Raw genomic sequence first — 13383 nt, forward strand, 5'->3', positions numbered from 1 at the left:
TCTCCGAAACCCGCTAGTGTCAACATCCCGACAGTTCCTCGCGCGAGTGTCGGGAACCCGATAGAGTTCAAGTGCCTTCGCGGCCTTTGGGGATCGGAGCCGCGAAGGCACTTTTCGTTCCCTCGCCGAATGCTCGCGCGGCTACTCGCCGAGCTGGTGAACCCGCAACTGCCGCATGCGGTTCAGCGTCGCCGCCACTTCGTGTCGCCGCGGCAGCGCCAGATCCACTTCCCTGATCTTCAGCAGCGCTTCCACGTCGAGCGCCGTCTCCAGCCTGTCGAGTGCTTCGGCCACTGTGGCCCGCCCGTCGATCCATCCGCGGCGCACGGCCGCCTCGATCGCCAGTCCGATGCCGACGGTCATCGACTGGTCGGTGATCTGCTCGACCGAGCGCACGTCCACGTCGGCCGAGCCGAACCGGAGCGAGTCGGTGCCGCCCGCGCGGATCTTCTGCTTGCCCCTGAACTCCGAGGACACCGACGCCGGGTCGATGACGCGCGGCCTGGGCATCGCGAACGCCCCGGCCTCGGCGACGCGCCCGGTCGGCTCGGCGGCCAGCTCCTTCGCCCGCGCGGTGACGTCGGCGGGCCGGTAGGCGTCCATCATGACGACCCGGTCGGCGACGTCCATGTAGTCGCCCGAGCCGCCCATGACGAGCACCGTGGAGACGCCGTGGTCGTCGGCCATCGACCGGATCAGGTCCACCAGCGGCGTGAGCGGCTCGCGCTCCTTCGCCACCAGCTCCTGCATCCGCGCGTCGCGGATCATCAGGTTCGTCGCGGCGGTGTCCTCGTCGATGAGCAGCAGACGCGAGCCCGCTTCGAGCGATTCGACCACGGCGGCGGCCTGCGAGGTCGAACCCGAGGCGTTCTCGGTGCTGAAGTGCCGCGTGTCGTCGCCGGAAGGCAGGTGGTCGACGAAGGCGTGCACGTCGACGCCGGTGGCGGCGCGGCCGTCCTCGGCGCGGACCTTGACCGCCGACGCATCGGCGACGACCAGTTCGCGCCCGTCGCCGGGGACGTGGTCCCACACCCCGGCCTCCAAGGCGCGCAGCAGCGTCGACTTGCCGTGGAAGCCGCCGCCGACGATGAGCGTGACGCCCGGCCCGATGCCCATGCCGCGCACCGTCCCGGCGTGCGGCAGCTCGATATGGACGGCCATCGACTCGGGACTGGTGAACGGCACCCCGCCGTCCATGGGCCGCTGATCGACGCCGGAGCGGCGCGCCAGCCGCGCGCCGTCTGCGACGAACGCGACCAATCCTCGCTCGGCGACGGCCCGGCGCAGCGCCTCGGTGTCGTCGGCGCATCGCACCCACGGTGCGGCTTCCTCTTCGGAGACGCTCAGTGCCTCGTCGGCGGCGTCGGGAAGCGCCTCGCACAGCAGCCGCGCCGCCCCGCGGCCGTCGATGCGCCTGCCGCGCCCCGGAAACTGCGCCCCGAGCCGGAACACCACCGAGCCGTCGGCGCCGACCTCGCATGAGGACCGCCGCAGGATCTCCTGCCCGCCGGCGTCGATCCGGAGGTCCTTGGTCTTGCATGCCTTGCGGAACCGCTTCGCCAGCAGCACGGCGACCGCGCGGCGCCGCGCCTCGGTCGCGAACCAGTCCCCGATGAGATCGGCCTGTTCGGAATCGAAGGTGAGTGCGACACGACTGGGAGGGGCAAACGGGTCAGATTGGACTTTTATGATGTCGAGAACGGCCTGGTCCGTCCACCATTTGCCACGCAACGATTTATACCGGCCGTAACTCGCACCCTCCAGGGCCGTTAGTTCGTTAGACAGGTCATGGCGAGGTGGATATGAACGATGATCATCACTGGCACGGGAATCGGCCCTGCGGTGTCGATGCCCGCCTCTTCGCTCCGTCATGCGCACAGTCTCCCACCGAGGGGCGAGGCCTCCGCGGATCTGAGCCCGAAACGTACGCGCCCGCACTTGCCCCGGAAATCCAGAGAAATCACTCGAAAAAAGTCTGCGCCAAGAGCGTCATAGCGGTGGAACTGCTGCGTTCCTCATCTGAGAGACACACTGGCCTACCGCATCGAAAGGTAGAACAACGTGAGAACCGTACTGGTCTGTGTTAAGACTCCTCAAGCGGGGCAGAAGATCTCCGCGTGCGCGACCCGAATGGGCCTGGCACAGGCGGTCAAGACCGTCGAGGGCTCCACCGAGCTCTTCGTCGAACTCGGCAGGCGCCAGGTCGACGTCGTGCTGGTCGACGTCGGGCTCGCGGCGCCCGATCCCGTCAAGTTCACCAAGACCGTCCGAGCCCGGTCCCCCCGGACCGGCGTCCTCCTGTCCGGCGCGGCGGACCCCCGCACCGCCGCGATGGTCGTGGCCGCCGGCGCCAGGGGAGTCATCCGCACGCCGTCCAGCAACTCCGACGACCTGCTCGTCGCGCTCGCGCAGGCGATCATGTTCGCCTCGCCGACGCTGGTGCGCGCCACCGAGTCCGTCCCGAGGCAGCGGTCGACGCTCCAGGGCATGAAACTCACCGAACGCGAACTGCAGGTGCTGCGGGGGATGAGCGAAGGGAAGTCGAACGCCGAGATCGGCCGGGACCTGTTCGTCTCGGAGGACACCGTCAAGACCCACGCGCGGCGCATGTTCCGCAAGCTCGGCGCCCGCGACCGCGCGCACGCCGTCGCCGAGGCGTTCCGCTCCGGACTCGTCTGCTGAAAGGCACGGCACGTCACCGGCCGCCGAATTCGGCGACCGCGAGCTCCAGCAGCGCTTCGTCGTCCCCGGGCGAGGCGACGAGCTGCAGGCCGACCGGCAGACCCGCGACGTCGCCCACCGGCAGGGCGACGGCGGGAGCGCGGGACAGGCCGGCCAGACACGTCAGGCGCACGATCGCCTCGCGGTCGATCGCGCCGTCGCCGGACTCCGCCTCCTGATCCAGCGTCGGCGCGGGACCGGGAGCGGCCGGGAGCGCGAGCGCGATGCCGTCCCCGAGCCGCTCGGACAGCAGGTCGGCGATCCGCTCGCGGTGGCGGCTCGCCTCCTCGACGTCGTTCTCGGTCAGCTCGGCGGCCTTCGCGAAGCGCGCGGCGACACCGGGCCCGAAGTCGGGCTCGGCCGCCTCGATCCACTCGCCGTGGATCTGCCACGCCTCGAACGCCTGGATCGTCGCGTACGCCACCCGCGCCTGCTCGAACTCGGCGATGTCCTCGAACAGCGGCGTGCGGTCGATCTCGGCATCGAGCCGCTCGACCGCGGGCATGAGCGCGTCTCGCGTCTGCGGCAGTGACGCGTCCCAGATGTCCTGGGGCGCCAGGACGCGCGTGATCGGCTCGGGCAGTTGCGGCTCGCCGAGGAGCACCTCGGTGGCCTTGCGGAGCGTGTCGGCGTCCCTGGCGAAGACGCCCGCGGTGTCGAAGGAGGGCGCGAGCGGCACGACGCCGTCGAGCGGGACGCGGCCGTGGCTGGGGCGCAGCCCGAACAGGCCGCAGTAGGAGGCGGGGACGCGGACGGAGCCGCCGGTGTCGGTGCCCAGGGCGATGTCGGCCAGGCCGAGTGCCACGGCCGAGGCCGAACCGGACGACGAGCCGCCCGGCAGGCGGCCCGGCGCGGCCGGGTTGTCGGGCGTGCCGTAGTGGGTGTTGGAGCCGTTGAGGCTCCACGCCAGCTCGTCGGTGATCGTCTTGCCGACCAGGCTCGCGCCGACCCCGCGCAGCCGCGCGACGGCCTCGGCGTCGGCGTCCGCGACACCGTGCGTCTCCAACCAATGCGGGTTGCCGGCACCGGTCGGCATCCCGGCGACGTCGAACAGGTCCTTGACGGCGAGCCGCAGGCCCGCCAGGGGTCCGGTGAGCTGGAAATCGGGCTCACGCAGGGGGATCCACGGAACGAACGGGTCGGTCACGGCTCGGCTCCTTCAGGGGTTTGCGGTGGACGCCTCCGACGATGCCAACAACGCCGCGTCCGCGCAAGAGCGCCGCGCAAGGACAACGCCGCAGGGGACATCACGTTCGGGTGATATGCCGGACGAGAGGAACGCAACCGCGCAGATCACCACGCACGGCAACGATTCGGACGCACTCGGCGAGGCCTGCGGCCGCAGTGGGGCACCGCGGCCTCCATATGGCGGCGGGGAGGCCGCACCGCGAGGGGGCATGGGCGGCCGCGGGCTCTCGCACGGCGGCGGAGGCCTTGAGGCCCCAAGGGCCACCGCGATGGCGGCACTGCCGCAGAAGCGACACCATGAATCTTATATCTTATACTCTATATCTTATAAGTTATAGAATATAAGACACATGGGCGTTGACTGGTTGAATGGCGGCCTCCCAGAGGCGTCAATCGGTGCGGTCGCCGTGCTGCCTGATCCAGCAGTCCGAGAATCCGCGAGCGTAATCCCAGGTCACATAGTGCGTCGGGTCGGGCTCGAACGCGGGCTCGTGGACTTGGGCACTGTTCTCCTTCAGCAGGCCGCGCAGGTTCGACATCAACAGGCCCCACGTGAAGTAGTGGGACTCGTCGCAGTCGGCGCAGTCGACGACCACGCCGCGGAAACCGAGCGGCTGCAGCACCTGCTCGAACAGCTCGAGCTCGTGCAGGTCTTCGAGCAGGTCTGCGCGATCGGCGTCGTCCAGCTCCGGCTCGAACAGCATGGACGCGTCCGTGTGGTCGGGATCGTCGGCGAACGGGTCGCGAGGCTCCTCATGCACCCTCCCAGCCTATCGCCCGAACGCCTGTCCACCATCCCTCAGCGCCCCGCCCCGCCGCGAAGAAACCCGCATCACCCCTCCGGGTCACGCCCCGTCTCCGCTCCGCGATCTACGGCACGGCTGCCGCGATCACTCCTCCGACACGCGCCGCCGCCTCGCCGGAACCGCGGAGGACGCCAACCGCATCCCGCCCGCCCTAAGGACATGACTCCGCCCCTCGCCGCACCCGCGCCATTGCGGCCGCGCTTTACCATGAGCGGCAGACCGAAACGACCGATCACAGGAGAGACCGATGGACGATTTCGTCGAGAACGCCGAAGACACCCTCCTCGACGTCGCCGATGACATCATCGAAGCGCTGCCCGAAGAGGCCGTCGACGTGTGGGAAGACGTCAGCTCCGGCGCCGCCGACGCGTGGGACACCGTCTCCGAGGAGACCGGCGAACTCCTCGACTGACCCCCGCGGCGGGCGGCGAGCGCCCGCTGCGAATCACACCTCAGACGACGTGTGCGATTCGGAGCGGCGCACGAGTCCCACTACCATTGGTCCATGGCGTTCTCAGGGGATTTTGGAATTCAAGGACACGAGGGATTGAGTGGCGTCCGCGTCGGAGGCACCACGGTGCCGATGGGCGCGACCGGCGGCATCCCGCTCGGCCTGACCTACGACGACGTGCTGCTCCTGCCGGGCGAATCCGACGTGATTCCCGCGGAAGTCGACACGTCCTCCAACATCACGCGCAACATCAGGCTCTCGGTGCCGCTGCTGACCGGTGCGATGGACACCGTCACGGAGGCCCGCATGGCCATCGCCATGGCCCGCCTCGGCGGCCTGGGCATCCTCCACCGCAACATGCCCGCCGACGAGCAGGCCCAGCAGGTGGACCTCGTCAAGCGCTCCGAGTCCGGCATGGTCGCCGACCCGGTGACCTGCTCGCCCACCGACACCCTCGAACAGGTCGACAAGCTGTGCGGACGCTACCGCATCTCCGGCCTGCCCGTCGTCGACGGCGAAGGCCTCCTCGTGGGCATCGTCACCAACCGCGACATGCGGTTCGAATCCGACCAGACCGCCAAGGTCGCCGACGTCATGACCTCCCGCAACCTCGTGACCGCCCGCGAGGGCGTCTCCAGTGAGGAGGCCCTCGAACTGCTCAAGCGCAACAAGATCGAGAAGCTCCCCATCGTCGACGAGACCGGTCAGTTGCGGGGACTCATCACCGTCAAGGACTTCGCCAAGCGCGAGGAGTTCCCCGACTCGACCAAGGACGACTCCGGCCGCCTGCGCGTCGGCGCCGCCATCGGCGTCGGCGAAGAGCAGTACGCGCGCGCCGGGCAGCTCGTCGAGGCCGGAGCCGACCTCCTCGTCGTCGACTCCTCCCACGGCCACTCCCGCGGCGTGATCGACATGATCGCCTCCATCAGCAAGGACTTCGGCGACCGCGTCGACATCGTCGGCGGCAACATCGTCACCGCCGAGGCGGCCGCGGCCCTCATCGACGCCGGATGCGACGGCGTCAAGGTCGGCGTCGGCCCCGGCGCCATCTGCACCACCCGCGTCGTCGCGGGCGTCGGCGCCCCGCAGGTCTCGGCGATCATGGACACCGTCCGCGTCGCCACCGAGCGCGGCGTCCCCGTCATCGCCGACGGCGGCATCCAGTACTCCGGCGACATCGCCAAGGCCATCGTCGCCGGCGCCTCCGCCGTCATGATGGGCCAGCTGTTCGCCGGGTGCGCCGAGAGCCCCGGCGAGCTGATCTACATGAACGGCAAGCAGTTCAAGTCCTACCGCGGTATGGGCTCGCTCGGCGCGATGCAGACCCGCGGCCAGGCCAAGTCCTATTCGAAGGACCGCTACTTCCAGGACGCGGTCGACACCAACGACAAGCTCGTCCCCGAAGGCGTCGAAGGCCAGGTGCCGTATCGAGGGACTCTCGCACAGGTGGTCTATCAGCTGGTCGGTGGTCTGCGCATCGCGATGGGCTACACCGGAGCCGGTACCATCGAAGCGATGCATGAACGCGGGCGTCTGGTCAGGATCACCGCTGCGGGCCTCAAGGAGAGCCACCCGCACGACATCCAGATGACCGTGGAAGCACCCAACTACCACACCCGGTAGTCGGTATCTCGGTAGGAGGAGGAGCTGTGCGGGAACTGGTCGAGATCGGCCCCGGCAAGATCGTGGCGCGAGGCTGGCGGCTGTCCGAAGTGGCGCTCGTGCCGAGCCGCCGCACGCGAGACATCGACGACGTCTCGACCGAGTGGCAGCTGGACGCCTACCGGTTCGAGATCCCCGCGGTCGGGCACCCGTCGGACGCGACGATGAGCCCGGCCTCGATCATCGAGATGGGGCGCCTCGGCGGCCTCGGCGTGCTCAACGCCGAAGGCCTGTGGTGCCGCTACGTCGACCCGACGTCGCTGCTCAAGGAACTCGAGGAGACGCCCGCCGAGACGGCGATCGAGCGGCTCCAGGAGATGTACGCCGAGCCGGTGAAGCCCGAGCTCATCGCCGAGCGGATCGCCGAGCTCCGCGCCGGCGACGTGACCACGGCGGTGCGGGTCAGCCCGCAGCACACCCAGGAGCTCGCGCCGCTCGCGGTCGAGGCCGGGGTGGACCTGCTGGTCATCCAAGGCACGATCGTCTCCGCCGAGCACGTCTCGTCGGGCGGCGACGTGCTCAACCTGAAGCAGTTCATCGCCGATCTGGACGTGCCGGTCGTCGTCGGCGGGGCCACGAACTACAAGACCGCGATGCACCTGATGCGTACCGGCGCGGCCGGCGTCATCGTCGGCGTCGGCTCCGACGACTGGTCGACCACGGACACGGTGCTCGGCATCGACGTGCCGATGGCCTCGGCGATCGTGGAGGCCGCGGCGGCCAGGCGCGACTACCTCGACGAGACCGGCGGGCGCTACGTGCACCTGATCGCCGACGGGGAGATCACCGATTCCGGCTCGATCGCGAAGGCCATCGCGTGCGGCGCGGACGCGGTCATGCTCGGCTCGGTCCTGGCGGACGCGGCCGAGTCCCCGGCCGCGGGCGCCTGGTGGCACTCGGCCGCCAGCCACCCGAAGCTGCCGAGGGGCCGCTTCCGCCCCGGCGACTCGGGCGACGTGGAGGTCCCGGACCTGGAGGCGGTCCTGTACGGCCCGTCGAACTCCTCCGACGGCAGCCAGAACCTCTTCGGCGGCCTGAGGCGAGCGATGGCCAAGACGGGTTACACCACGGTGAAGGAATTCCAGAAGGCCGGCCTCGTCACCGCATAAGCAGACGAACCCGAGGCCCGGTCCCGCCCGGCGGGACCGGGCCTCGTCGACTGATCCCGCACTCTTGGAGTCGAAGGGGAGACGCCGATATGGCCAGCAGGGAACTGCTTCACCGTCTGGTCGACGGCCTCGATGAGTCGCAGGCCGCCGAGGCGCTCACCTGGATTCGAGCCCGCTACGCGATGCCAGACCCTGCACGTGACGACACCGCCCTGCCCGAATGGGTCGGGTCATTCGCCTCGGGCGGAGGCGACCTCGCCGAGTGCCATGAGGAAATCCTGCGCGATGATGCGGACGAGCGTTGATCGTCGTCGACACCGGCCCGTTGCTGGCGCTGATGGACTCCGATGACCATCACCATGGCCGATGCGTGGACTGGTTTCGCACGGTCCGCGTGTCGCTGCCGGTGCTCGCCCCGTCCTCACCGAGGTCTGCTGGCTCCTGGATCGCAACCGCGGTTCCAAAGCGGAGGCGGCCCTCCTGAGAGCGTTGGCCGACTCACACGGTCCGCTGACCCTCAGCCCGACCACGGACGGGGAACTGCTGCGCATCGCCGAACTGGTCGAGCGATACGCCGACCTGCCTCCGGGCGCGCTGGATGCCTCCGTTGCCGCACTCGCCGAACGGCTCGGCGTTCGAGAGGTCGCCACGATCGACCACCGACACTTCAACATCGTCCGCCCGGTCCACGTCGAGGCCTTCACGCTTCTGCCCTGAACGTGGCGCGAACTGCGGGGTAGAAGCCCTCCATGAACTCCCGCCAGTCCTCGCGGTCCGCCCAGGCGGCAGCGACTGGCACGCGGTGCCGCCTCCCGTCGGTGGCGACTTCGCGGATCTCACCGTAGACAGGGGAGAACTCCAGCCGGTCGTATCCGGGCCGAGGGTATGAGCGCCGCACCCCCCACCGGTTCCCGGCCCCGATGCGCATCGAGTGGAGGTCGTACTTGAAGTACGTGCTGCGGACGATCACCGGGAATACCGCCAGGGGAACGACGGCGCCGCAGACGGCTCCGCTGAGTGCCCTCCCGACTGAGAAGTCTGCCCCGGCATTGAGCATGGGCGCGATATTGAACACTTGTATGAGTATGTAGAGCTGTGCGAACAGCCGCAACCACTGCCATCTGTTCGGGCGCACCTTCCGCCAGGCCGATTCCGGCGGATGACGGGGTGAGGGCGATACGTCGGATCTCATCGAGGGGGCTTTCTTCAGTTCTGGTGTGCGGGCCACCTCATTTTACCGGCAATCGGGGTCGCTTGAGGACTGCGAAGCCCGGGCCTGAACAGACAGCCCGCATGTACCGGATCGGGTCCGGCTCAACTCGTCCGGAGTACGGCGGCGGATTCAATCAGGATTGATCCTTCGAGAGGATCCGGTCGGTCCACCGGCCCTGGACGAGATCCGCCTGCGTGACCCTGATCATGAGGTCGCGCAGCGTGTTCGGATACAGCACATTGGCGCCGTACAGGGCGCGGACCGGCACGATCACAGCCCCAGCTCTTGTCCGATGTCTCCGACTTCATCGGCGGCGCTGCTCGTCGTCGGCTCGCTTGTAGGTCAGCACGGCGCTCAACGGGACGCGTCGGTGGCGACCGACCTTCCGGCAGGGGATCGCACCGCTGTCCAGCAGCCCGATGAGATACGGCCGCGAGACGCCGAGCAACTCGGCCGCCTGCTGCGTGGTGAGCTCGGCCTCCGACGGAACGATCGACACCCCACGCCCCTCGGCGAGCTGACCGAGGATCTGGGCGAGCAGCGTCACGGCAGGACGGGGGAGTACCAGTGCCCGACCGTCGCACTCGACAAGGACCTCGATGGGATCCGGCTCTTCGGGGTGCCGCCCGAGGCAGTCCTTGATCCTGCGGAGCGCCCGCTCCGCCTCCTCCGCATCCACCTCGCCCGGTTCCACCGAGCGGACAGCGCTGCGTACCGCCATGATCATCGCCTCCAATCGCAATATACGAAATAATCGAATCAAACGCAATCGAGTGGTCGCGGCGCCGCTCGGCTTCTGAGCGGGAGTCGCGGTGACGAAGAGGCCCTGACCGGGCGCGTTCTTCAGGGATTTGTGTCCTCGCCCACAGGTATCTGTCAGCTAGTGCACGTATCCTTGCGGGCGTGAACGCCACTATCGTTCCCATTCCCAGAAGGAGTGGGGAACAACACACCCCGATATCGGTGTTGGTGCTACTGTGACCTGCCCATTCTGCTCAGCGCCCACCGTCCCAGGGGCTCGCTACTGCCACAACTGCGGCGCACCCCTGTCCCCCGAGGCCAGCGCGCCCCAGACCGAGCGCCGCTACGTGACGGTGCTCTTCGGCGACCTCTCCGACTTCACCACCTGGTCGGAGAGCCTCGACCCCGAGCGGGTCTCCTCCGTGACCGACCGGCTCCTCGCCGAATGCGTCGGCGCGGTCAACGAGTTCGGCGGGCACGTCGACAAGCTCACCGGCGACGGCCTCATGGCCGTCTTCGGCGCCCCCCTCTCCCACGAGGACGACGCCGAGCGCGCCGTGCGCGCCGGCCAGGCCATGCAGAAGCGCGTCCGCCGCCTGCTCAAGGCCGAATCCGGCGGCGGCCTCCCCATCGGCCTGCGCATCGGCCTGCGCTCCGGCCTCGTCGTCTCCGGCATGCAGGCCAACCTCGAGTACACCGTCATCGGCGACACCGTCAACACCGCCGCGCGCCTGTGCGACGCCGCCTCGGTCGGCACCATCTGGGCCGGCGAGGAGACCATGGCCGCCACCAAGCACGCCGCCGCCTGGCGCCGCCTCACCCCCGTCCGCCTCAAAGGCAAGCGTGAGCCGGTCGAGGTGTTCCAGCTCCTCGGCCTCGAAGACGAGCCCGGCGTGCGCGCCAGCCTCGGCGACACCGCGCCGTTCATCGGCCGCGACACCGAGATCGGCCGCGTCACCGGCCGCCTCGACGCCGTCATCGGCCGCGGCGAGCCGCTCATCCTCATCCACACCGCCGAGGCCGGCATGGGCAAGACCCGCTTCGCCCGCGAGGTCCGCACCATCGCCACCGACCGCGGCGCCCGCGTCCTCACCGTCCGCGCCGCCCCCTACGGCGAGGGCCGCCGCTTCGGCCCGCTCGCCGACATGGTCCGCAAGGCCGCCGGCCTGCGCTTCGACGACGACCGCGCCACCGCCGAGGCCAAACTGCGCCGCATCGCCGACGGCCACGCCGGCCACGGCGAATGCCCCCTCAACGTCGAGGTCCTCCTCGGGCTCCTCGGCCACGGCCGCGCCGCCGCCCCCGAAGGGCCCAGCCCCAACGGGTTCACCGGCCGCCAGTCCGAGGCCTACACCATCCCCGAGGCCGTCGCCGAGCTCATCACGCACCTGGCGACGCAGCGCCCGCTCGTCCTCAACATCGACGACCTGCACACCGCCTCGGCCGACGGCATCGACGCCCTCGGCGTCGCCCTCGCCAAGATCGCCGGGCCCGTCCTGGTCCTCCTGTACGGGCGCCCCGAGCTCACCCGCTCCTCGGGCGTGCTCACCCGCATCTCCGAGGCCGAGGTCCACCCGCTGCCGCCACTGGCCGGCGCCGACGCCGCCCGCCTCCTCTCGGAGTTCCTCGGCGGCGGGCGCCTGCCGAAGGCCGACGAGGAGCGCCTCCTCGGCTTCGCCCAAGGCAACCCGTACTACCTGGCCGAACTGGTGACGCTCCTGCTGGAGCAGGACCTGCTCACCCACTCGGGCGACCGCTGGCGCATGGCCGCCGGGTCCCTGACCGGCAGGGTCCTCTCCCGGGACCTCGCCCAGGTCCTCGGCGCCCGCATCGACGCGCTCTCCCCGGCGGCCCGGGCGCTGCTGCGCGCCGCCTCGGTCTTCGGCGACGCCGTCCCGCCCGAGGCCACGCAGCTGCTCGAGAAGGAGGTGCCCGGCGAGTTCGACCGGGCGCTCCAGGAGCTGCTCGACCGGCGCATGCTGCGCCGCCGCTCCTACGGCGGCTACCGGTTCGTCACCCCGCTGTTGCGCCAGGCCGCCTACGCCCCGATCGGCAAGGCCGACGCCGCCCGCGCCCACGCCGAGATCGCCCGCTGGGCCGCCGACACCGAACTCGAAGGCCAGAGCGCCGACGACCTCGTCGTCTACCACGCCGAGCAGGCCGTCACGCTCGCCCGCGAGGTCGAGATCGAATCGGTCGACGAGGTCTGGAACGTCCTGCCGCTGGCGCTCGAAGCGGTCCGCAAGCAGGCCGCGCGCGCCATGGACGCCTCCGAGCCCGACCGCGCCGTCGCCCTGCTCAACGGCGCCGAGCGGCTCGCGCCGCTCTCGGGCCACGACCGGCTCCTGCGCGGCCGGGCCCTCACCCGGCTCGGGCGCACCGCCGAGGCCGAGGCCGAGATCGAGGGCCTGGCGATCGACATCGGCCTCGCCGTCCCCGGCGACGACCACGACGAGCACCCGTCGGGGCGACTGTTCGGCGACGACTTCCCCGAGTCCGAGGCCGAGCTCGTCTCCCAGCTGCTGCTCCTGCGCGGCCGCCTGCACCGCTTCAAAGGCGAACTCGACGACGCCCGCGCGGCCTGGACGGCCGCGCTCGCGCTGTCCAGGCGCGAAGGCCTCGCCGGGCCCCGCTGCGACGCCCAGTGCCGCATCGGCATGCTCGACTACCTCTCGGGCCGCCTGACCGAGGCCGAGCAGCGGTTCCTCGACGCCTACGACACCGCCGAGGGCGTCGGCGACGACAAGCGCGTCGCCTGGGCCCTCCAGCACCGCGCCTGGGTCCTGGTCGCCCGCGGCGACTTCGACGGCGCCGACGAGGTGCTGCGGGAGGCCGCCAAGTCCTTCGCCCGCCAGATGGACCTCGTCGGTCGCGCCTGGGTGCGCGGCGCCTCGGCGTTCACCCTCCTCATGGCCGGGCGCTTCACCGAGGCCCGGCGCCTGTCCGATGTGTTCCTGCCGATCGGGGAGCGCTCGGGCGACGTGTTCGCCGTCGGCCTGCTGCGGGCCACCGGCGCGGCCGCCTCGATCGCGCTCGGGCACCCCGAGGGCACCGACGCGGCCGCCCGCAAGTCCTTCCGCGACTTCGACCGCATCGACGACGACTGGGGCCGCGGCTTCGCCAAGTACGTGCGGGCCCTGGCCGCGCTGCGGATCGGGGCCATCGAGCACGCCGCCGACCTGGCCGGTGCCGCCGAGGACTACGGCAACGCCATCGGGCACCCGCTGCTGATGAGCATCGCGCTGTGCCTGCGGGGCCGCTGCGCCCTGGAGGCCGGCGACCTCGACGCCGCCGAGGCCGCCGCGCGAGGCGCGCTCGCGCTCGGCACCGACGACGTCCTCGAACCGGCCCGCGCCGCGAGCGAGGCGCTCATGGCCGACGTCGAGGCCGCCCGAGGCGACCGCGCCGGAGCGCTGCGGCGCCTGGCCGACCTGGCCGAGCACTACGACGAGCCGTCCCTGGGGCGCCCGCGGCGGGCCATCGTGGCGCGCT

The 13383-nt window shown here is 70.5% G+C and carries 12 protein-coding genes and 1 pseudogene; 7 read left to right on the plus strand and 6 right to left on the minus strand.

Translation table 11 applies throughout. From position 1 onward, the window contains the following. Nucleotides 1-141: 141 nt before the first annotated feature. Complete coding sequence (locus tag H613_RS27295; protein ID WP_084546715.1) at nucleotides 142-1872, minus strand: ABC-ATPase domain-containing protein; 1731 nt, start codon at nucleotides 1870-1872, stop codon at nucleotides 142-144. 189 nt (nucleotides 1873-2061) lie between these two features. On the opposite strand from H613_RS27295, the gene H613_RS32185 reads away from it, so the two are divergent. Continuing rightward, nucleotides 2062-2682, plus strand: a complete 621-nt coding sequence (locus H613_RS32185; protein ID WP_084546716.1) for a response regulator transcription factor — start codon at nucleotides 2062-2064, stop codon at nucleotides 2680-2682. A 13-nt stretch (nucleotides 2683-2695) separates the two neighbouring features. On the opposite strand, the gene H613_RS27300 is transcribed toward H613_RS32185, so the two are convergent. Together H613_RS27300 and H613_RS0117130 are read right to left on the minus strand one after the other, a co-directional pair. Further along, on the minus strand, nucleotides 2696-3868 hold the full coding sequence (locus H613_RS27300; RefSeq protein ID WP_051393480.1) for an amidase: 1173 nt from the start codon (nucleotides 3866-3868) through the stop codon (nucleotides 2696-2698). Between the two features lie 430 nt (nucleotides 3869-4298). Continuing rightward, complete coding sequence (locus H613_RS0117130) at nucleotides 4299-4670, minus strand: DUF5319 family protein (protein ID WP_026924767.1); 372 nt, start codon at nucleotides 4668-4670, stop codon at nucleotides 4299-4301. A 292-nt stretch (nucleotides 4671-4962) separates the two neighbouring features. Here H613_RS0117130 and H613_RS31020 point away from each other — a divergent pair, with 292 nt between their 5' ends. The 5 genes from H613_RS31020 to H613_RS27305 all read left to right on the plus strand — a co-directional run bounded on the left by H613_RS31020 (nucleotide 4963) and on the right by H613_RS27305 (nucleotide 8654). Continuing rightward, nucleotides 4963-5127 (plus strand): hypothetical protein, encoded by a 165-nt coding sequence (locus H613_RS31020; protein WP_156926092.1) that lies wholly within the window; start codon nucleotides 4963-4965, stop codon nucleotides 5125-5127. A 171-nt stretch (nucleotides 5128-5298) separates the two neighbouring features. Continuing rightward, nucleotides 5299-6789 carry an IMP dehydrogenase gene (guaB, locus tag H613_RS0117140; RefSeq protein WP_051393481.1) on the plus strand — a complete coding sequence of 497 codons (1491 nt, stop codon included), beginning with the start codon at nucleotides 5299-5301 and terminating at the stop codon, nucleotides 6787-6789. Nucleotides 6790-6815: 26 nt separating this feature from the next. Then, nucleotides 6816-7937, plus strand: a complete 1122-nt coding sequence (locus tag H613_RS0117145) for a GuaB3 family IMP dehydrogenase-related protein (RefSeq protein WP_026924769.1) — start codon at nucleotides 6816-6818, stop codon at nucleotides 7935-7937. A gap of 89 nt (nucleotides 7938-8026) precedes the next feature. Further along, the gene (locus H613_RS0117150; protein WP_026924770.1) at nucleotides 8027-8242 is read left to right on the plus strand and encodes a hypothetical protein; all 216 of its coding nucleotides are present in this window, start codon (nucleotides 8027-8029) and stop codon (nucleotides 8240-8242) included. 61 nt (nucleotides 8243-8303) lie between these two features. Then, complete coding sequence (locus H613_RS27305; protein ID WP_211234864.1) at nucleotides 8304-8654, plus strand: type II toxin-antitoxin system VapC family toxin; 351 nt, start codon at nucleotides 8304-8306, stop codon at nucleotides 8652-8654. Here the strand turns inward: H613_RS27305 and H613_RS0117160 are convergent. The 3 genes from H613_RS0117160 to H613_RS27315 form a co-directional block, all read right to left on the minus strand. Beyond that, nucleotides 8638-9048, minus strand: coding sequence for a hypothetical protein (locus H613_RS0117160; RefSeq protein ID WP_026924771.1), 411 nt, complete (start codon nucleotides 9046-9048; stop codon nucleotides 8638-8640). The two genes, H613_RS27305 and H613_RS0117160, sit on opposite strands and share 17 nt — an antisense overlap. A gap of 235 nt (nucleotides 9049-9283) precedes the next feature. After that, entirely contained in the window at nucleotides 9284-9424 is a 141-nt protein-coding gene (locus tag H613_RS30245) for a hypothetical protein (RefSeq protein WP_211234865.1), read from the minus strand. A 30-nt stretch (nucleotides 9425-9454) separates the two neighbouring features. Then, nucleotides 9455-9871, minus strand: a complete 417-nt coding sequence (locus H613_RS27315) for a helix-turn-helix domain-containing protein (RefSeq protein WP_211234866.1) — start codon at nucleotides 9869-9871, stop codon at nucleotides 9455-9457. A 256-nt stretch (nucleotides 9872-10127) separates the two neighbouring features. Between H613_RS27315 and H613_RS27320 the strand changes: the two are divergent. Next, nucleotides 10128-12719, plus strand: a pseudogene (locus H613_RS27320) (adenylate/guanylate cyclase domain-containing protein); the annotation flags it as partial. Nucleotides 12720-13383 lie beyond the last annotated feature (664 nt).

It is taken from the genome of Glycomyces arizonensis DSM 44726, assembly GCF_000482705.1.
GTDB classification, from domain to species: Bacteria; Actinomycetota; Actinomycetes; order Mycobacteriales; family Micromonosporaceae; genus Glycomyces; species Glycomyces arizonensis.

What these genes read in the sequence shown, in the direction of transcription:
- H613_RS27315 (WP_211234866.1), bottom strand. Translation starts at nt 9,871, where the DNA reads ATGGCGGTACGCAGCGCTGTCCGCTCGGTGGAACCGGGCGAGGTGGAT.
- H613_RS0117150 (WP_026924770.1), top strand. Translation starts at nt 8,027, where the DNA reads ATGGCCAGCAGGGAACTGCTTCACCGTCTGGTCGACGGCCTCGATGAG.
- H613_RS27295 (WP_084546715.1), bottom strand. Translation starts at nt 1,872, where the DNA reads ATGACGGAGCGAAGAGGCGGGCATCGACACCGCAGGGCCGATTCCCGT.
- guaB (WP_051393481.1), top strand. Translation starts at nt 5,299, where the DNA reads ATGGGCGCGACCGGCGGCATCCCGCTCGGCCTGACCTACGACGACGTG.
- H613_RS27305 (WP_211234864.1), top strand. Translation starts at nt 8,304, where the DNA reads ATGCGTGGACTGGTTTCGCACGGTCCGCGTGTCGCTGCCGGTGCTCGC.
- H613_RS31020 (WP_156926092.1), top strand. Translation starts at nt 4,963, where the DNA reads ATGGACGATTTCGTCGAGAACGCCGAAGACACCCTCCTCGACGTCGCC.